Genomic DNA, 21518 nt, shown 5'->3' on the forward strand with positions numbered 1-21518 from the left:
CATGACGTCTTCGAAGCGAGACCGCGCCGCGGCCCTGCCCAAGGACCTCCAGGAGGCACTGCGCCGCCGCCTCGCCGGGCGCGCCGCCGCGACCGGCACCCCCGCACCCGACGGAGCGGCCCCCGCGACCGCCCGGCCCGGCATCCCGCGCGCCGACCGGACCGGCCCGCTGCCGCTGTCCTTCGCCCAGCAGCGGCTGTGGTTCCTCGACCGGCTGCGCCCCGGCGACGCCCGCTACAACAGCGCCGTGGCACTGCGGCTCACCGGCCCGCTGGACCACGCCGCCCTCTCCCGCGCCCTGGACACCGTCGTCGCCCGCCACGAGGCCCTGCGCACCACCTTCCAGGAGACCGACGGCCGCCCCGCGCAGACCGTCCACCCGGCCGCCCCGGTCCCCCTGCCCGTACAGGAGCCGGCCGCACCCCCCGGCACCGACCCCGCCGCCGCCCTGGAAGCGGCCCTCCTGGCCGCGTACGACCGGCCCTTCGACCTGGACACCGGGCCGCTCCTGCGCGCCCTGCTCCTGCGCGACCCCCAGGGCGGTGAGCCCTCGCACGTGCTGCTCCTGACCGCCCACCACATCGTCACCGACGGCTGGTCGATGGGCGTGGTCCTCCAGGAGCTGTGCACCGCGTACGACGCGCTGGTCCGCGGCGCCGCACCGGACCTGCCGCCGGTGGCCACCCAGTACCCGGACTTCGCCGTCTGGCAGCGCGAGCGGCTCTCCGGCGAGCGCCTGGAGCGCGACCTCGCCCACTGGGCGGGGCGGCTGTCCGGCGCCGTGCCGCCGGAGCTGCCCCTGGACCGGCCGCGCGGCGGCGAGGAGTCCGGCGCGGGCGCCGTCCACACCTTCACCGTCCCCGCCGCGACCACGGCCCGGCTGCGCGCCCTCGCGACCGAGCGGCACACCACGCTGTTCACGTCCCTGGTCGCCGGCTGCCAGGCGCTCCTGGCCCGCTGGTCCGGCCAGGACGACATCACCGTCGGCTCCCTCACCCCCGGGCGCCCCCGCACCGAACTGCACCGCGCCGTCGGCTTCTACGCCAGCACCGTCGTGCTGCGCACCCCCGTCGCCCCCGACGGAACCTTCCGCGACCTGCTCGACGCCGCCGCCGAGACCGTCAACGACGCCTTCGCGCACGGCGACACGCCCTTCGAACGGCTCGTGGAGGCCGTCGGCGCGACCCGCGAGCCCGGCCGCAACCCCCTGTTCGACGTGATGGTCCTGCTGCACCCCGAGCCGCCCACGGCCCCCGGCCTGCACGGCCTCACGGCAGCGCCCGTGACCGTGCCCCGCCGGGCCGCCACCTTCGACCTCAGCGTCGAGTTCGTGCCCGACGGCGACCGGCTCACCGGCCTCCTGGAGTACCGCACCGACCTGTTCGACGCAGCCACCGCCGCGCGCATGGCCGATCAGCTCCTGCGGCTCCTCGACGCCGCCGCCACCGCGCCGGACCGTCCCCTGGGCGCGCTGCCCCTGCTCTCCCCGGACGAGGCGCGCCGGCTCACCCGGGACTGGAACGCCACCGCCCTGGAGGTCCCGGACACCCCCGTCCCCGTCCTCCTCGCCCGGCAGGCGGCCCGCACCCCGCACGCCACCGCCCTGGTCGCCGGTGGCGAACGGCTCGACTACGCCACGCTCGACGCCCGCGCCGACCGCCTCGCCCAGCACCTCGCAGCCCGGGGAGCGGGCCCCGAACAGCTCGTCGCGCTGCGCCTGCCGCGCACCGCCGACCTGGTCGTCGCGATGCTCGCGGTGTGGAAGTCCGGCGCGGGCTACCTGCCCCTCGACCCGGCGCTGCCCGAGGAACGCGTCCGGTTCCTCCTCGACGACGCGCGCCCGGCCCTCGTCCTCGACGAGGCCGCGCTCCGCGACCTGCCCGCCACCGACGCCCCGGACACCGCGCCCGCGCGCCCGCTCGCGCCACCGCACCCGGACACCACCGCCTACATCCTCTACACCTCCGGCTCCACCGGCCGCCCCAAGGGCGTCGCCGTCTCCCACCGGTCCCTGGCGAACCTCCTCGCGGGCCACCGCGCGGGCTTCGTCGCGGACGCCGGCGGCGGCCCGCTGCGCGTGGCGCTGACCGCGTCGTTCTCCTTCGACACCTCGCTGGAGGGCGTGCTGCTGATGGCCGACGGCCACCCGCTGCACCTCGTCGACGAGGCCACCCGCCTGGACGCCGCCGCGCTGGTCGCGTACGTCGTCGCCCACCGGGTCGACTTCCTCGACCTGACGCCCTCGTACCTGCGCCAGCTCCTGCCCGCCGGACTGCTCACCGACCCGCGCCACTGCCCGCGCGTCCTCATGCTCGGCGGCGAGGCGATCGGCCCCGCCCTCTGGCGCGAACTCGGCGCCCACCCGCGGGTGACCGCGTACAACTTCTACGGCCCCACCGAGTGCACCGTCGACGCGCTCGCCGGCCGTATCACCGGCGAAGGCCGCCCCCTGGTGGGACGGCCCCTGGCCAACGTCCGCGCGTACGTCCTCGACCAGCGCCTGCGGCCCGTGCCGCCCGGCGTCGGGGGAGAGCTGTACCTGGCGGGCACCCAGGTCGCCCGCGGCTACGCGGGCCGGCCGGGCCTGACCGCCGCGCGGTTCCTGCCCGACCCGTTCGGGCCGCCCGGCGGCCGCATGTACCGCACCGGCGACCTGGCCCGCTGGACCGCCGACGGGCAGCTCGACTACCTCGGGCGCGCCGACGACCAGGTGAAGGTGCGCGGCCACCGCATCGAGCCCGGCGAGATCGAAGCGGTCCTCCTGGACCTGCCCGACGTCGCCGCGGCCGCCGTCGTCGCCGTGCCCGACGCCCAGGGGCACCTGCGCCTGGCCGCCTACGTCACGCCCGCGCCGGACGCCGGGGGCTCTACGGCGAGCGTGGGCTCCACGGCGGGTACGGGCTCCACGGCGGGTACGGGCTCCGGCGCGGGCACGGACCGCCCGGCCGCGTCCGCGCTGCGGGCCGCGTGCCGCCGCCTCCTGCCGGACCACATGGTGCCGTCGTCGTTCACCGTGCTCGACGCCCTGCCCCTGACCACCAGCGGCAAGCTGGACCGCCGCGCCCTGCCCGCCCCCGACCTCGACACCGCGCCGCGCGAGCGGGAGTACACCGCGCCCCGCACCCCCGACGAGGAGACGCTGGCCGCCATCTGGTCGGACGTGCTCGGCGTGGCCCGCGTGGGCGTCACCGACAACTTCTTCGAGCTGGGCGGCGACTCCATCCTCAGCATCCAGGCCGTCTCCCGGGCCCGCGCCGCCGGGCTCCGCCTGACCTCGCAGGACGTCTTCCGCCACCAGACGGTCGCCGACCTGGCCGCCGCCGCGTCCCGGCGCACCGCCCCGGTGCCCGCGCCCCGGCGGCCGCGCACGGACGGGCCCGCGCCCCTGACGCCCATCCAGGAGTGGTTCTTCGCCACCCACGGCCCCCTGCGCCACTTCAGCATGTCCCTGCTGCTCGACCTGCCGTACGACGTCGACGAACAGGCCCTGGAGAAGGCCCTTGAGGCCGTCGCCGCCCACCACCCGGCGCTGCGCACCCGCTTCGCCCGCACCGGGGACACCTGGCGGCAGCACCCCGGCGAGGGCCCGGCCACGGGGCTGCTGTCCCGCCACGACCTGCCCTCCGGGGAAGCCGAGGGCGGGGGAGAGGCCGCTGCCGTCCGGGAAGCCGCCGCCGACGCGGCCCGCGCCGCCCTCGACCCGGCCACCGGCGCCCTGCTTCGCGCGGCCCTGCTGCGCCCGGCGCGCTCCGGGCCACGGTCCGGGGAACGAGCGGCGGACCGTTCCGGGGAGCGGCCGGGGGAGCGCCCGGAGGAGCGTCCCCAACTCTTCCTCACCGCCCACCACTTGGCGGTCGACAGCGTCTCCTGGCGCATCCTCCTCGCCGACCTGGAACAGGCCTACCGCCAGGCCGCCGCGGGCGCCGGCGTCCAGTTGGAGCCCACCACCACGCCGTTCACCGACTGGGCCGCGCACCTGTCCCGGCGGGTCAGGGACGGCGACCTCGACGGGGACCTGGCCGCCTGGGCGGCCGAGGCCGCCGAGCCGCGCACCCCGCTGCCCGTCGACCGCCCCGGAACCCCGCTCGCCGGATCGGTGTGCACCGTCCGCGCCCGGGTCGACCGCGCCACCACCGAGGCGCTGCTGCGCCGGGTGCCCGGCGTCTACCGCACCCAGGTCAACGACGTGCTGCTCAGCGCCCTGGGCCGCGTGCTCGCCGACTGGGCGGGCGGCGAGCGGATCACCGTCGCGCTGGAGGGCCACGGCCGCGAGGACCTCGGACCCGCCCGCACCGGGGCACACGGCACGGACGCCACGGACGCTACGGACGCCACGGACGCCACAGCTGCCACGGCTACGACGGATACCCCGGCCCTCACGGACGCCACGGACGACGCCCTCGACCTCTCCCGTACCGTCGGCTGGTTCACCACCCAGTACCCCGTCACGCTCACCCCGGCCGGGCCGCCCGCGGCCCCCGACTGGGCCGCCACGCTCAAAGCCGTGAAGGAGCGGCTGCGCGCCGTGCCCCGCCGCGGCCTCAGCTTCGAGGCGCTGGCCCGCCTCGGCTCGCCCGACCCCTCCGCCCGCGCCCTGCGCGACGTGCCCCTGCCGCAGGTCTCCTTCAACTACCACGGCCAGTGGGACACCTCCGGCGGCGGGGACTTCGCCCCGGCCGCGGACGTGCCCGGCCGGGACCTCGCGCCCGACGAGCCCCTGGACCACCTCCTCGACGTCACGGCGGTAGTGGCCGACGGGGAGCTGGAGTTCACCTGGCACTACAGCGACCAGGTCCACGACGCCGGCACCGTGCGGAACCTGGCCGACGCCACGGTCGCGGCCCTGGCCGCGATCGCCGAGCACTGCGCCCGCCCGGACGCGGGCGGCCGGACGCCCTCCGACTTCCCCCTGGCCCATCTCGACCAGGCCGGTGTGGACCGCCTCGTCGGCGACGGCCGCGGCGTGGAGGACCTGCTCCCGCTGACGCCGCTCCAGGAGGGCATGCTCTTCCACCGCCTCGTCGGCGACGAGGACGACGTGTACGTCGACCAGGCCGCTCTGCTCTTCGAGGGCGTCGCCGACCCGGGCGCCTTCGCCCTGGCCTGGCAGCGGGTCGCCGACCGCACGCCCGCGCTGCGCACCTCCGTGGTCTGGGAGGACGTACCCGTACCGCTCCAGGTCGTGCACCGCGAGGCCCGCGTACCCGTCACCCACCTGGACTGGCGGGACACCGAAGGGCTGCCGGAGACCGAGCGCGCCGCCCGGTTCGCCCGGCTGCGCGCCGACGACCTCGCGCGCGGCATCGACCTGACGGCCGCGCCCCTGATGAGGCTCACCCTGGTCCGGCTGCCCGGCGACCGGCTGCACCTGCTGTGGACCTCCCATCACCTGATCCTGGACGGCTGGAGCCTGGCCCAGGTGCTCACCGAGGTGTGCGGGGAGTACGCGGCCCTCACCACCGGCGAGGCCGCCGAGCCGCCCGTGCGCCGCCCCTTCGCCGACTACGTGCGCTGGCTCGCCGGCCAGGACGGCACGGCCGCCCGCGCCCACTGGAGCGGCGTCCTCACGGGCTTCGCCACCCCGACCCCGCTGCCCGCCGACCGCCCCCTCGGCGAGGCGCACCGGGCCCGCTCCGCGGACGTGGTCACCGCCGGGCTCCCCGACGCGGCGTCCGCCCGCCTCGCCCGCACCGCCCGCGAGGCCGGGCTCACCGTCAGCACCGTGGTGCAGGGCGCCTGGGCGCTGCTGCTCGCCCGGCACGCCGCCGAGCGGGACGTGGTGTTCGGCACCACCGTGTCCGGGCGCCCCGACGACCTGCCCGGGGTGGAGTCGATGGTCGGCATGTTCATCAACACCGTGCCCACCCGCGTCCGCGTCGAGCCCCACCGCCCGGCGGCCGACTGGCTGCGCGACCTCCAGCAGGAGCAGGCCGCGGCGCGGCGGTTCGCCGCGGTGTCCCTGGCCGAGCTGACCGCGCTGAGCGACGTCCCCTCCGGCACCCCGCTGTTCCACTCCATCGTGGCCTTCGAGAACTACCCCTTCGACGAGGCCCGCACCGCGGGCTCCGGCGTCCGCCTCGCCGACGTCACCTCCCGGGACGCCACCAACTACCCCCTCGTGCTCCGCGCCTACCAGGGCGAGCGGCTCGGCTTCGACCTGGCCTACGACCCCGGCCTGTTCGACCCCGGGACCGCCCGGGCGCTCGCCGACCGGCTGTGCCTGCTGCTCACCCAGCTCGCCGACGACCCCGGCAGGCCGCTGCGCGCCCTGGCCACGACGACCGCCGGGGAACGGCGACGGCTGCTGGCCGGCGGCGACGCCACCGCGTACGACCGCCCCCACGCGACCCTGGTCGACCTGTTCGAGGCCCAGGCGGCCCGCACCCCCGACGCCACCGCGGTCACCTGCGAGGGCGACCACCTCACCTACGCCGCGCTCGACGCGGCCGCCGGCCGGCTCGCCCACCGCCTCGCAGAGGCGGGCGCCGCCCCCGAGCGGTATGTGGCCCTCGCCCTGCCGCGCTCCACCGATCTGGTGGTGGCGGTCCTCGCCGTCCTCAAGACCGGCGCGGCCTATCTGCCGATCGACCCGAAGCTGCCCGCCGACCGCGTCGCCCACCTGCTGCGCGACGCCGCCCCGGTGACCCTCGTGACCACCACCGACACGGCCGGACGCGCCCGAGGCAGCGACGTCCCCCTCCTGCTCCTCGACGACGCGGCGGTCCGCGCCGACCTGGACGGGCGCCCGGCCACCGGCTCCGCCCCGGCCCGCCGCCCCCTGCCGGACCACCCCGCCTACGCCATCTACACCTCCGGCTCCACCGGGCAGCCCAAGGGCGTCGTCGTTCCGCACGCCAACGTCGTCCGGCTCTTCACCCGCACCCAGGACTGGTTCGGCTTCGACGAGCACGACGTGTGGACCCTGTTCCACTCCTACGCCTTCGACTTCTCCGTGTGGGAGCTGTGGGGCCCGCTGCTGCACGGCGGCCGCCTCGTCGTCGTGCCCGACGACACCGCCCGCTCCCCGGAGGACTTCCTGCGCCTGCTCGCGGACGAAGGGGTCACCGTCCTCAACCAGACCCCCTCCGCCTTCCACCCCCTGGCCCGCGCCGACGCCGACCACCCGGAGCCGAGCGCCCGCCTGGCCCTGCGCACCGTCGTCTTCGGCGGCGAGGCCCTGGACACCGACCGGCTCGCCGACTGGTACGCGCGCCACCCCGACGACGCGCCGCGCCTGGTCAACATGTACGGCATCACCGAGACCACCGTGCACGTCACCTACGAGCCCCTGGACCGGGCGGCGGCCCGCACGGGCACCGCGAGCCCCATCGGGACCGCCATCCCCGACCTGCGCGTGTACGTCCTCGACGACGACCTCGGCCTCGCGCCGCCCGGCGCCGTCGGCGAGATGTACGTCGCGGGCCAGGGCCTGGCCCGCGGCTACCTGAACCGCCCCGGCCTGACCGCGACCCGCTTCCTGCCCGACCCCTTCGGTGCGCCCGGCAGCCGCATGTACCGCACCGGCGACCGCGCCCGGCGGCGCGCCGACGGCACCCTGGAGTACCTGGGCCGCGCCGACCAGCAGGTGAAGATCCGCGGCTACCGCATCGAGCCCGGCGAGATCGAGGCCGCCCTGCGCGGCCACCCGGACGTCGGCGCCGCCGCCGTCGGCGTCCACGAGGACGCCTCCGGCACCCGCCGCCTGGTCGCGCACGTCGTCGGCTCCGGCGGGCAGCCCGCCCCGCCCGCCGCCGCCCTCCGCGCCCACCTCGAACGCCTGCTGCCCGCCCACATGGTGCCCGCCGCCTACGTGCCGATGGAGCGGCTGCCGCTCACCGTCAACGGCAAGCTCGACCGCGCGGCGCTGCCCGCCCCCGGCGCCGACGGCTACGCCACCGGCGCCGACCGCACCGCGCCGCGCACCCGCGCCGAACACCTCGTCGCCGCCGCCTGGGCGGACGTCCTCGCCACCGGCGACGTGGGCGCCGACGACGACTTCTTCGCCCTCGGCGGCGACTCCATCCTCGCCGTCCGCGTCACCTCCCGGCTGCGCGCCGCCTTCGGCACCGACGTGTCACCCCGGCTGCTCTTCACCCACCCCACCGTGTCCGCCCTGGCCGCCGCCCTCGGCGACCCCGCGGACCCCGCAGACGCCGCCGACGCGACCGCCGCCGACACCATCCCCGCCGCCGACCCGGCCGAAGCGCCACCGCTGTCGTACGCCCAGCAGCGCCTGTGGTTCCTCGACCGCTTCGAGCCGGGCAGCACCGAGTACACGACGCTGTCCGCGCTGCGGCTGCGCGGCCCGCTCGACCTCGCCGCCCTGCGCACCGCCCTGGACGGCCTGGTGGCCCGGCACGAAGCCCTGCGCACCACCTTCGCCGAACAGGACGGCCGCGCCCGCCAGATCGTGCACCCGCCGCACCCCGTGGACCTGGCACTCGACGACCTCGCCGAGGACGCGCGGGTGGACGCCTACCTGGAGCGCGTGGCCGCCACCCCCTTCGACCTCGCCACCGGGCCCCTGCTGCGCGCCCGCCTCGCCCGCGTCGCCGCCGACGACCACCTGCTGGTCCTCGCCGTCCACCACATCGTCACCGACGGCTGGTCCCTCGGCGTCCTCGGCCGCGACCTCGGCGAGCTGTACGCGGCTGCGCGCGAAGACCGCCGCCCCGACCTGCCCGAACTGCCCGTACGGTACGCCGACTACGCCACCTGGCAGCGCGCCCGCACCGGCCGGGCCGAGCAGCAGCTCGCCTACTGGCGCGAGGCCCTGGCCGGGCTCGAACCGCTGGAGCCGCCCACCGACCGGCCGCGCCCCGCCGTGCGCACCCGCGACGGCGCCCTGGTGACGTTCACCCTGCCCGCGGAGCTGACCGAGCGGCTGCGCGCCACCGGCCGGACCGCCGACGCCACCCTCTACATGACCCTGCTGACGGCCTGCCAGGTGCTGCTCGCCCGCTGGACCGGCCGGCAGGACATCGCCGTCGGCACCGTGACGGCCGGCCGCGACCGCGCCGAACTCCACGACGTGGCCGGCATGTTCGTCAACACCCTGGTCCTGCGGGGCCGCGTCCGACCCGACCGGACGTTCCGCGACCTCCTCGCCCAGGCACGCACCACCGTCCTGGAGGCCTTCGCCCACCAGGACGTGCCCTTCGAACGCGTCGTGGACGAGGTGCAACCCGAACGCGACACCAGCCGCACCCCCCTGTTCCAGGTCATGGTCGCCCTGCACAACCTCGGCACCCAGGCCCCCGAGCTGCCCGGCCTCGACGTCGCCCCCGTCACCCCACCGGTGCGCAACGCCACCTTCGACCTCGCCTTCGACTTCGTCGAACACGACGGCGGCCTCACCGGCCACCTGGAGTACAACACCGGCCTGTTCGACCCCGGCACCGCCGAACGCCTCGCCGCCCGCCTCCAGCTCCTCCTGGAGGCCGCCGCCGACGACCCCGACCGGGAGGCGGGCGCGCTGCCGCTGCTGACCGCCACCGAACGGCGCCAGGTCCTCCAGGAGTGGCAGGGCGCCGCCGCCCCCGCCCCGGACACCACGTTCCCGGCCCTGTTCGAGGCCCAGGCCGCCCGGTCACCCCGCGCCACCGCCCTGGTCGCCCGGGACGCCACGCTCGACTTCGCCGCGCTCAACGACCGCGCCAACCGGCTCGCCCACCACCTGATCACCCTGGGCGTCGGCCCGGAGCGCACCGTCGCCGTCCGGCTGCCGCGCACCGGTGACCTGATGACGGCCGTCCTCGCCGTCCTCAAGGCGGGCGGCACGCTGCTCTGCCTCGACCCCGACCTGCCCGAGGAGCGCGTCGCCCACCTCCTCGCCGACGCCGCGCCGCGCACCCTCCTGACGGCCGAGGCGCTGCGCGAGGTGCCCTGGGACCGGCTGCCCGCCCACGACCCCACCGACGCCGACCGCCTGGCACCGCTGCGCCCGCAGCACACCGCGTACGTCATCTACACCTCCGGCTCCACCGGGCGCCCCAAGGGCGTCGCCGTGGAACACCGCCACCTGGTCAACCTCTGCCACGACCACCGGGACAACCTCCTCGCCCCGCACACCGGCGGCGGACGCCGCCTGCGGGCCGCGCTCAGCGCCTCCTTCTCCTTCGACACGTCCTGGGAGGGGCCGCTCCTGATCGCCCTCGGCCACGAGGTGCACCTCGTCGACGAGGACGTCCGCCTGGACCCGGAGGCCTTCTGCGCCCAGGTCGCCGACAGCGCCCTCGACCTCGTCAACGTCACCCCCTCCTTCCTGCGCGAACTCACCGCCGCCGGGCTCCTCGCCCCCGGCCGCCACCACCCGCGGCTGCTCCTCGTCGGCGGCGAGGCCGTCCCCGCCGACACCTGGCGGGAGCTGTGCGCGGCTCAGGACCTCGGCGTCACCGCGTACAACGTGTACGGGCCCACGGAGTGCACCGTCGACGCCGTCTACGGCCGCTGCGCCGAGCGGCCCGACCGCCCCGTCATCGGCCGCCCCGGCCGGGGCCTGCGCGCCTACGTCCTCGACGTGACGCTGCGCCCGGTGCCGCCCGGCACCCCGGGCGAGCTGTACCTGGCGGGCCACCAGGTCGCCCGCGGCTACGCGCACCGGCCCGGCCTGACCGCCACCCGCTTCCTCGCCGACCCCTACGGCGCGCCGGGGGAGCGGATGTACCGCACCGGCGACCTCGCCCGCTGGGACGGCGACGGGCTCCTGGAGTTCCTCGGCCGCGCCGACGAACAGCTCAAGGTCCGCGGCTTCCGCATCGAGCCCGGGGAGGTCGAGGCCGCGCTGACCGCCCACCCGGACGTCGCCGAAGCCGTGGTGACCACCCGCGACCACGGGGGCCGCACCCTGCTCGTGGCGTACGTCGTCCCCGCGGGGCGGCACACCCCGGAGGGCGACGAGCTGCGGCTCCGGCTGCGCCGGACGCTGCCGGACCACATGGTGCCCCAGGCGTTCGTGCCGCTGACCCGGATCCCGCGCACCACCAGCGGCAAGACCGACCGCCGCGCCCTGCCCGCCCCGCCCGCGCCCGCCGACCACGGGGCGCCCTACGTCGCGCCCCGGCCCGGCACCGAGGAGCGCCTGGCCGCGATCTGGGCGGAGGTCCTCGGCGTCGACCGGGTGGGCGCGCGCGACAACTTCTTCACCCTGGGCGGCGACTCGATCCTCAGCATCCAGATCGTCTCCCGCGCCCGCCGCGCGGGCCTCACCGTGACCACCAAGGACGTCTTCCGCCACCCCACCGTCGCCGAACTGGCCCTGCGCGCCACCGAGTCCGCCCCGGACGCCCCCGACGCGGGCACCGCCGAACCGGCGACGGCGCCCCTCACCCCGATCCAGCACTGGTACCTCGACGGCCGCCGCCCCGGCGCGACCCCGCGCTTCACGATGACCCAGCGTCTGGAACTCGCCCCCGGCACCGACCTGCCCGCCCTGGCGCGCGCCGCCGACGCCGTCGTACGCCACCACGCGGCCCTGCGCACCCGCTTCCGCCACACCGGCCACGGCTGGCACCAGGAGCCGCTGCCCGAGCCCCCGCCCGGCGCCGTCACCACCCACGACGTGTCCGGCCTCGACGACGCGGAGCTGGAGGCCCGGGTCCAGCGCACGACCGACGAGGCCCAGGCCGCGCTCGACCCCGCCGAGGGCCGCGTGGTGCGCGCCCTGCTCTTCGACCGCGGCCCCGGCCGCCCGGCGCAACTCGTCCTCACCGCGCACCACCTGGTCATCGACGGCGTCTCCTGGCGCATCCTCCTCGCCGACCTGGAGACCGCCCACCGCGCCGCCGCAGCGGGCCGGCCCATCGCACTGCCCCCGGTGGGCACCTCCTACGGCCACTGGGCCACCCGCCTGGAAGCCCACACCCGCTCCGGCGCCCTCGACGCCCACCTGGACCACTGGACCCGGACGGCCACCGCCCCCGCCGAGCTGCCCGTGGGCCGCCCGGGCCCCAACACCCAGCGGACGGCCGCCACCCTCACCGTCACCCTCGGCCCCGACGAGACCGACGCGCTGCTGCGCCAGGTCCCCGACGTCTACCGCACCCAGGTCAACGACGTGCTGCTCAGCGCCCTCGGCCGCACCCTGGCCCGCTGGTGCGGCCGCGACCAGGTCCTGCTCGGGGTGGAGGGCCACGGCCGCGAGGACCTCTTCGACCACGTCGACCTGTCCCGGACCGTCGGCTGGTTCACCGCCGAGTTCCCCCTCGCCCTCACCGTCGACCCCGGCGCCGACTGGCGCGACACCCTGCGCTCCGTCAAGGAACAGCTCCGCGCGGTGCCGCTGCGCGGCCTGAGCCACGGCGCCCTGCGCCACCTGCGGCCCGACAGCCCGCTCGCCGACGCGCCCGCGCCGCTGGTCGGCTTCAACTACCACGGGCGGTTCGACGCCTCCGGGCCCGGCGAGGGCACCCTCTACCGCGCCTCTCTGCCGCTCGCGGGCCGCGACACCGACCCCGACGAGACCCGCCCCTACCTCCTGGAGGTCACCGGCGTCGTCCAGGACGGCCGCCTCGAACTCGGCTGGACCTACCCGACCGCCGTCTACGACGAGGCCACCGTCCGGCACCTGGCCGAGGACATGCGCGCCGCGCTCGGCGACATCGCCGCGCACTGCGCCCGCCCCGGCACCGGCGGCCGCACCCCCTCCGACTTCCCGCTCGCCCGCCTCACCCAGGACCAGCTCGACCGCCTCGTCGGCGACGGCCGGCACGTCGCCGACGTCCTGCCCCTGACCCCGCTGCAGTCCGGCATGCTCTTCCACGGCCTCGTCGACACCCAGGGCGCCTACTTCGACCGCACCGCGGTACGGCTCTCCGGCGTGCGCGACCCCCGGGCCTTCGCCACCGCCTGGCAGCAGCTCGCCGACCGCACCCCCGCGCTGCGCACCAGCGTCCACTGGCACGGCCTGCCGCACCCCGTACAAGTCGTCCACCACCACGTGGAGCTGCCCGTCACCCACCTCGACTGGCGCGACCTGCCGCCCGCCACACGCGCCGAGGCCGTCGAGCGCCTGCTCGCCGACGACCGCGCCGCGGGCATGGACCTGACCACCGCACCGCTCACCCGCGTCACCCTGGCCGCCCTGCCCGGCGACGAGGTGCTGCTCCTGTGGTCCTCCCACCACCTCGCCCTGGACGGCTGGAGCACCGGCCAGCTCCTCACCGAGGTGTGCGAGCGCTACGCCGCCCTCACCGGCGGCCCGCAGGCGGCCGAACCGGTCCGGCGGCCCTTCGCCGACTTCCTCCACTGGCTGGCCGGCCAGGACCAGGACGCGGCCGAGCGGCACTGGGCCGAGGCGCTCGCCGGATTCGGCGCCCGCACCCCGCTGCCCTACGACCGCCCCCCGGCCGAGGCGCACCGCGCCCGGTCCGAGGCCGCCGTGCACCACACCCTGGCCGAGGACGTCTCCCGGCGCCTCAAGGAGACCGCCGCCCGCGGCGGACTCACCGTCAACACCGTGGTGCAGGCCGCCTGGGCCCTGCTCCTCGCCCGCCACAGCGGACGCGACGACGTGGTGTTCGGCACCACCGTCTCCGGCCGCCCCGCCGAACTGCCCGGCGTGGACTCCATGATCGGCATGTTCATCAACACCGTGCCGACCCGCGTACGCGTCCCCGCCACCGGCCTCCTGCCCTGGCTGCGCGACCTCCAGGAGCGGCAGGGCGACGCCCGCCGCTTCGACTTCGTCGCCCTGCCGCGCATCCAGGCACTGAGCGGCGTCCCGGCGGGCGAGGCCCTGTTCGACAGCATGGTGGTGTTCGAGAACTACCCCGTCGACGAGTCCGCCGCGGCCCGCACCGGCGTCCGCGTGGAGGAGGTGCGCGCCGACGACGCCACCACCTTCCCGCTGTGCCTGCGCGCCCACCTCGACGACCGGCTCGGCTTCGACCTCGCCTACGACGCCGCCCTTTTCGACCGGGCCACGGTCGAACGCGCCGCGGCCCGCCTCGCCGGCCTCCTCACCCGCCTCGCCGACGGCCTCGACGGCGACGTGGCCGACCTCGACCTGCTCACCGCGGACGACCGGGACCTCCTGGCCGCCTGGCACACCCCCACGGACCGGACACCGCCCCGCACCCCGGTGGACCTGTTCGCCGCACAGGCCCGCCGCACCCCGCACGCGGTCGCCGTGCGCGACGGCGACCGGCGGGTGACGTACCGCCAGCTCGACGACTGGTCCGACCGTGTGGCCGCCCGGCTGCTCACCGGCGGCCTGCGCGCCGAGGACCGCGTGGCCCTCCTCATGGACCGCTCCGCCGAACTCGTGGCCGCCCAGATCGCCGTCCTCAAGGCGGGCGGCGCCTACCTGCCGGTGGACGCCCGCGCCCCCGAGGAGCGGCGCCGCGCCCTCCTCGACCGGGCCGGCGCCGCGGCCCGGCTCACCGCCGCCGAGGTCGCCGCCGCCCGCGCCGACGCCCCCGGCGGCCCCACCGCGCCGCGCCCGCACCCGGACCGGCTCGCCTACGTGATGTTCACCTCCGGGTCCACCGGGCAGCCCAAGGCCGTCGCGGTACGCCACCGCGACGTGGCCGCGCTGGCCACCGACAGCCGCTTCGCCGACGGCGCCTGCGCCCGCGTCCTGCTGCACTCACCCGTCGCCTTCGACGCCGTCACCTTCGAGGTGTGGGCGCCCCTGCTCACCGGCGGCACCGTGCTCGTGGCCCCCGAGGGGACCGTCGACGCCGCCCTGCTGCGCCGCCTCGCCGGCGACGAGGGGCCGACCGCCCTGTGGCTCACCGCCGGGCTCTTCCGCCTCCTCGCCCAGGACGCGCCGGACTGCTTCACCGGACTGCGCCAGGTGTGGACCGGCGGCGACGTCGTCCCTGCGGCGGCCGTGCGCCGCGTCCTCGCCGCCTGCCCCGGCCTGACCGTCGTCGACGGCTACGGACCCACCGAGACCACCACCTTCGCGACCTCCCACGCCCTCACCGACCCCGCCGCCGTCCCCGACGCCGTCCCGATCGGCCGGCCGCTCGACGCCATGCGCGCGTACGTGCTCGACGCCCGGCTCAGGCCCGTCCCGCCGGGCTGCGCGGGCGAACTCCACGTGGCCGGAGAGGGTGTGGCCCGCGGCTACCTCGTACGCCCCGGGGACACCGCGGCCCGCTTCCTCGCCGACCCCTTCGGACCGCCCGGCACCCGCATGTACCGCACCGGCGACCTGGTCCGCCGCGCCGTGGACGGCACCCTCGCGTTCCTCGGCCGCGCCGACGACCAGGTCAAGATCCGCGGCTTCCGGGTCGAACCCGGCGAGGCCGAGGCCGCCCTCGCCGCCCACCCCGGCGTCGACGACGTGGCCGTGGTCGCCCGCGAGGACCGCCCCGGCTCCCGCCGCCTGGTCGCCTACCTCGTCGGCCCCGCCGGGCAGGACCCGGAGGAGCTGCGCGCCTTCGCCGGGCGGACCCTGCCCGACTACCTGGTGCCCTCCGCGTTCGTGCCGCTGACCGCGCTGCCGCTCAGCGCCAACGGCAAGGTCGACCGCGCGGCGCTCCCCGCCCCCGAGCCCGACACCGGCGCGGAGCGCGCCGCCCGCGTCGAGCCCCGCACCGACGCCGAGCGCCGCGCCGCCGACGTCTTCGCCGACGTCCTGGACATCGCCAGGCCCGGCGCGGAGGACGACTTCTTCGCCCTCGGCGGCGACTCGATCCTCAGCATCCGCCTCGCCTCCCGCCTCGCTGAGGAGTTCGGCACGGACGTGTCGCCGCGCGCGGTGTTCACCCACCCCACCCCCGCCGCGCTCGCCCGCCTGGCCACCGCGGAACGGGACCCCGCGGGACCCGGCCCCGCCATCGTCCCCGTCGCCCGGGCCACGGCCCCCATGTCGTACGCCCAGCAACGCCTGTGGTTCCTCGCGGAGTTCGCCCCCGGCGGCGCCGAGTACGTCACCGGCCTCGCCCTGCGGCTGCGCGGGCACCTCGCCACCGACGCCCTGGCCACGGCCCTGACCGGCCTGGTCGCCCGGCACGCCTCCCTGCGCACCACCTTCGACACCGTCGACGGCCACGGCGTGCAGATCGTGCACGAGCTGGAGGACGTCCCGCTGCCGCTGCACGACCTGTCCCACCTGCCCGAGAAACACCGCGCCGCCCAGCTCGACCAGCTCCTGACGGACGAGCGCGTACGCCCCTTCGACCTGCGCCACGGCCCCCTGCTGCGCACCGCGCTGGTCCGGCTGGCCGACGACGACCACGTCCTCGCCCTCACCCTGCACCACATCGTCACCGACGGCTGGTCCACCGCCGTCCTCACCGGCGACCTCGCCCACCTCTACCGGCAGGCCGTCGGCGCCCCCGCCGGCGAACTGCCGCCGCTGCCCGTCCAGTACGCCGACTACGCCCACTGGCAGCGCACCGCGGACGGCCCCCGCGCCGACGCCCAGCTCGCGTACTGGAAGGAGCGGCTGGCCGACGCCGAACCCCTCGACCTGCCCACCGACCGGCCGCGGCCCGCCGTGCGCACCCACCACGGCGCGACCGCCCGCCTCGTCCTTCCGCCCCCCACGGCCCGCCGCCTCGCGCAGGTCGGCCGGGACCGCGGAGCCACCCTGTTCACCACGCTCGTCGCCGCCGCGCAGGCCTACCTGGCCCGCCTCTCGGGCGGCACCGACATCGCCGTGGGCACCGTCACCTCGGGCCGCGACCGGCCCGAGGTGCAGCACCTCGTCGGGTTCTTCGTCAACACCCTCGTGCTGCGCTCGCACGTCGAGCCCGAGCAGCCCTTCCCCGCCTTCCTCGACGACGTACGACACACCGTCCTGGACGCCTTCGCCCACCAGGACGTGCCCTTCGAGCGCGTCGTCGACGAGGTGCAGCCGGTCCGCGACACCAGCCGCACGCCCCTCTTCCAGGTCATGGTGGTCCTCCAGAACACCCCAGCGGGCGACCTCGACCTGCCCGGCCTGGAGGCCTTCGACATCGAACCGGAGCTCCAGCACGCGGCGTTCGACCTCACCCTGGAGTTCGCCGAGACCGACACCGGGGAGCTGCACGGGCTGCTCACCTACAACACCGACCTGTTCGAGGCGGCCACGGCCGACCGGATGGCCGACCAGCTCGCGACCCTCCTGACCGCCGTCGCCGACGACCCGCACCGCCCCCTGGGCGCCCTGCCGCTGACGACCGACGCCGAACTCAAGACCCTCCTCGACCAGGGCAGGGGCACCGCCCCGCCGGAGCCGGCGGCGACCCTGCCCCTGCTGTTCGAACGGCAGGCGGCCCGCACGCCCGACGCGGTGGCGCTCCTCGACGGCGACCGGGAACTCACGTACGCGGACGCCGACCGCGCCGCCAACCGCCTCGCCCACCGCCTGATCGGCCGCGGCGTCGGCCCCGAGCGGGTCGTGGCCCTCGCCCTGTCCCGCACCGCGGAGACCGTGGTGGCCCAGCTCGCCGTCACCAAGGCCGGCGGCGCCTTCCTGCCCGTGGACCCCGCCTACCCCGTGCAGCGGCGGGAGTTCATGGTCCGCGACGCGGGCGCCTGGCTCACCCTCGACGACCCGGCGGACGTCTGGGCGCAGGACGGGCCCGACACCGCGCCCACGGACGCCGACCGCACCGCCCCGCTCACCTGCGACCACCCCGCCTACGTCATCTACACCTCCGGCTCCACCGGCACCCCCAAGGGCGTCGTGGTCACCCACCGCGGACTCGCCGGCTTCGCCACGGCCGCCGCCGCCCGGTACGAGGCCGGGCCCGGCGACCGGGTCCTGCAGTTCGCCTCGCCCAGCTTCGACGCCTCCGTCCTGGAGCTGTGCGTGTCCCTGCTCAGCGGCGCCACCCTGGTCACCGGCGAGGAGGGGCCCCTCGTCGGCGAACGCCTGGCCCAGGCCCTCGCCGAGCGCCGGATCAGCCACACCCTCATCCCGCCCGCGGCCCTCGCCACGGTGGCACCGGAGACCGCGTCCGCCCTGCCCGCCCTGCGCACCCTGATCGTCGGCGCCGAGGCCTGCCCGTCCGACCTCGTCGAGCAGTGGGCCCCCGGCCGCCGCATGATCAACTCCTACGGGCCCACCGAGGCCACGGTGGTGGCGAGCTGGACCGGCCCCCTGGCCCCCGGCACGGGCGCCCCGCCCATCGGCCGCCCGGCGGGCGCCATCCGCCTGTACGTCCTCGACACGGCCCTGCGGCCCGTCCCGCCCGGCGTGACCGGCGAGCTGTACGTGGCGGGCCCGGGCCTCGCCCGCGGCTACGTCGGCCGGCCGGGCCTGACCGCCCAGCGGTTCACCGCCGACCCGTTCGGCGCCCCGGGGGAGCGCATGTACCGCACCGGCGACCTGGTCCGCTGGGGCGCCGACGGCGACCTGCGCTTCGCCGGACGCGCCGACGACCAGATCAAGCTGCGCGGCTTCCGCATCGAACCGGGCGAGATCGAGAGCGCCCTGCGCCGCAGCCCCCGGGTGCGCGACGCGGCGGTCGCCGTACGCACCGACAGCGGCTCCGCCCGGCTCGTCGCCTACGTCGTCCCCACCGAGGCCGGCACGGACCCGCTGCCCACGGCCGAGCTGCGCGAACACCTCGGCGAGCTGCTGCCGCTGCACATGGTGCCCTCGGTGTTCGTCCCGCTGGAGCGGCTGCCCCTCACCCCCAACGGCAAGGCCGACCGGCGCGCCCTGCCCGCACCCGGCCCCGCCCACACCGCGAGCGGCCCGCACGTGGCGCCGCGCACCGACACCGAACGCCGTATCGCCCGCATCTGGGGCGACGTCCTCGGCGTGGAGGACGTCGGCGCCGACGACAACTTCTTCCTCCTCGGCGGCGACTCGATCCTGTCCATGCAGGTCGTGTCACGGCTGCGGCGGGAGGGCCTGCACCTGGCCACCCGCGACCTGTTCACCCACCAGACGGTGGCCGAACTCGCCGCCGTCGTGAAGACCGAGCCCCAGCGCTCCGGCGAGGGCCCGGTCAGCGGCGAGGTGCCGCTGACGCCCATCCAGGAGTGGTTCCTGACCACCCCGCGCGCCAGCCACCACCACTTCAACCAGTCGGCGCTCCTGGAACTCGCCGACACCCCCGACCCCGAGGCCCTGCGCACCGCGCTCGACGCCCTCGTCGAACACCACGACGCCCTGCGCATGCGCTTCACCCGGGAGGCCGACGGCTGGCGCCAGTACAACGCGCCGCCGGAGGACGGCGACGGTGGTACGGGCAGCGACGGCGGTGGCGGTGGCGACGGCGGTGACGGCGGTGCGGGCGGCGACCGCGGTGACGGTGGTGTAATCGTACGGCACGACCTGCGCGGGCTGCCGTCCCAGCAGGCCGACGCGGCCATGGAGAAGGCCGCCGACGACCTGCACACCGGCTTCGACATCGGCACCGGACCGCTGCTGCGGGCGGCGCTGTTCACCGGCGACCCGGGACGCCCGGCCTTCCTCTTCCTCGTCGCCCACCACCTGGTCGTGGACGCCGTGTCCTGGCGCATCCTGGCCGACGACCTGGAGACCGCCTACCGCCAGGCCGCCGCGGGCGAGCCCGTCGCCCTGGGGGAGCGCACCACGTCCTTCCGGGACTGGGCCCGGGGGCTCGCCGCACACGTCGCCGAGGGCGGGCTCGACCACGAACTGCCCTACTGGGAGGAGACGGTGACCGCCGAGCCGCCCCCGGCCGCAGACGTACCCGCGATGGAGGCGGGCACCACCGGGCGGCTCACCGTGGAGCTGACCGAGGAGGACACCACGGCGCTGCTGCGCGCCGCCCCCACCGCCTACCGCACCCGCGTCAACGACGTCCTGCTGTCCGCCCTCGCCCTGGCCCTGGCCCGCTGGACCGGCCGGGACCGGGTCCGCCTCGACCTCGAAGGGCACGGCCGCGAGGACCTCCTCGACGGGGTCGACCTGTCGCGCACGGTCGGCTGGTTCACCACCGTCCACCCGGTCGCCCTCCAGGTCACCGCCCCCGACGACCTCAGCGCCGCCCGGGACTGGCGGGCCCTGGTGAAGTCCGTGCGCCGCCAGTTGCGCGTGGTGCCCGGCAACGGCCTCGGCTTCGGCGCGCTGCGCACCTTCGGCCCGCCGGAGACCCGGGCGAAGCTCGGCGCCGCCGCGCACAGCCAGGTGGTCTTCAACTACCTGGGCCAGTGGGACGCCCGCCCGGACACCCCCGGCGACGGCCTGGTCCGCGCCGAGCACGGCTCCTTCGGTCAGGACCACGACCCCCGGGACAGCGGCTCGCACCCGCTGGAGGTGGTCGGCGCCGTCCAGGAGGGCCGCCTGGCCTTCACCTGGCACCACCGCACCGGCCTGTACGACACGGAGGCCGTGCGCCGCGTCGCCGAGGACTTCGCCACCGCCCTGCACCACATCGCCCGGCACGCCCGCGGCAGCCTCTGAGACCACGCCCCGGGGCACCCGCACCGCCGGTGCCCCGGGGCGTGACCACCACCCGCCCACGACCCCGCACCGACCGCCGACGACCCCGCACCGACGACCCCCACCGAACGCCGACACCGATCAACCTGCCACGCCCGACGAAGGAGTCACCATGACCGAGGACAGCCGCTTCCAGGTGCTGCGCAACGACGAGGACCAGTACTCGCTCTGGCCCATGTACGTCGAGATACCGGCCGGCTGGCACCGCACCGGCCAGGAAGGCACGGAGGCCGAGTGCGCCGCCTACGTCGACGAGGTCTGGACCGACATGCGCCCCCGCAGCCTGCGCGAACGAATGGAAGAAGGAGCCGGACGATGACTCCGCCGACACCACCCCTGCGTACCGCACGCCTGGAGTTCACGCCCTACCGCCCCGAGGACGAGGACCACTTCGTCGCGCTGCTGCGCGACGAGGAGGTGTGCCGCTGGATGGGCCAGGACCGCGTACCGGAAGCCGACATCCGCACCCTGTTCCGGGCCATCCTCACGGAGGTGTACCCCACGAGGAGGTTCGACGTGTGGGGCCTGTGGCACGAGGGCACGTACATCGGCCACGCCGAGGTGAAGAAGACCGGCAACGTCGACGGCCACGAGCTGATCACCGCGCTCGCCCCCGCGTACTGGGGCCGCGGTCTCGGCCTCGAAGCCGTCCGGGGCCTGATCCGGTACGCGGCCGACACCCTGCGCCTCAAGGAGGTCTACGGCATGGTCGGCGCCGGGAACGCCGCCAGCCTGGCGCTCTGCCGCCGCCTGGGCGCCCGGCACGTGCGGGACGTCGTCGGCGACGACGGCACAGTCACCACGATGGTGGTGATACCTCTCGTGGACAAGGTGGACCGGGCGGACCGGGCGGACAGGCCGTCCGAAGCCGTCGTGCCGGAGCCCGAGGGCCAGGTCACGGCCGACGGGTGACCTGCGCCCGGGCCGCGACCGCCGCGGGACGGGGCACGGCCGCCGCACCGCCGTGCCCCGCCCCCGGCGGCCCCGGGCCCGGGCCAGGACCCGCCCTTCGGCCCCGGTGGGCCGGCCGCCGCCGTCGCGCGGCCCGGGCGGCCCCCCCACAGGGGGGGGGGCCGCCCCCCCCGGCGCCAGCGCCGGGGGGGGGGCGGCCCGCCGCCCCCCCGGGGGGGGGGGGGGGGGGGGGGGCGGCCGCCCC

At 76.9% G+C, this 21518-nt stretch carries 3 protein-coding genes; all 3 read left to right on the forward strand.

Annotated features, from left to right (window positions below; genetic code table 11):
* Window position 1: 1 nt before the first annotated feature.
* Window positions 2–20323 (forward strand): non-ribosomal peptide synthase/polyketide synthase, encoded by a 20322-nt coding sequence (locus QK440_RS13190; protein ID WP_282793260.1) that lies wholly within the window; start codon window positions 2–4, stop codon window positions 20321–20323.
* 151 nt (window positions 20324–20474) lie between these two features.
* The gene (locus QK440_RS13195) at window positions 20475–20681 is read left to right on the forward strand and encodes an MbtH family NRPS accessory protein (RefSeq protein WP_282793261.1); all 207 of its coding nucleotides are present in this window, start codon (window positions 20475–20477) and stop codon (window positions 20679–20681) included.
* A complete protein-coding gene (locus QK440_RS13200; RefSeq protein WP_282793262.1) occupies window positions 20678–21274 on the forward strand; it encodes a GNAT family N-acetyltransferase in 597 nt (198 codons plus the stop codon). The genes QK440_RS13195 and QK440_RS13200 overlap by 4 nt, the downstream gene beginning before the upstream one ends.
* The last annotated feature ends 244 nt before the right edge of the window (window positions 21275–21518 follow it).

This window comes from Streptomyces sp. CC224B, from assembly GCF_030010595.1.
Classification (GTDB): domain Bacteria; phylum Actinomycetota; class Actinomycetes; order Streptomycetales; family Streptomycetaceae; genus Streptomyces; species Streptomyces longispororuber.

Excerpts from the sequence above, each read along its gene's own strand:
- QK440_RS13190 (WP_282793260.1), top strand. The coding sequence starts at position 2 with ATGACGTCTTCGAAGCGAGACCGCGCCGCGGCCCTGCCCAAGGACCTC.
- QK440_RS13195 (WP_282793261.1), top strand. The coding sequence starts at position 20,475 with ATGACCGAGGACAGCCGCTTCCAGGTGCTGCGCAACGACGAGGACCAG.
- QK440_RS13200 (WP_282793262.1), top strand. The coding sequence starts at position 20,678 with ATGACTCCGCCGACACCACCCCTGCGTACCGCACGCCTGGAGTTCACG.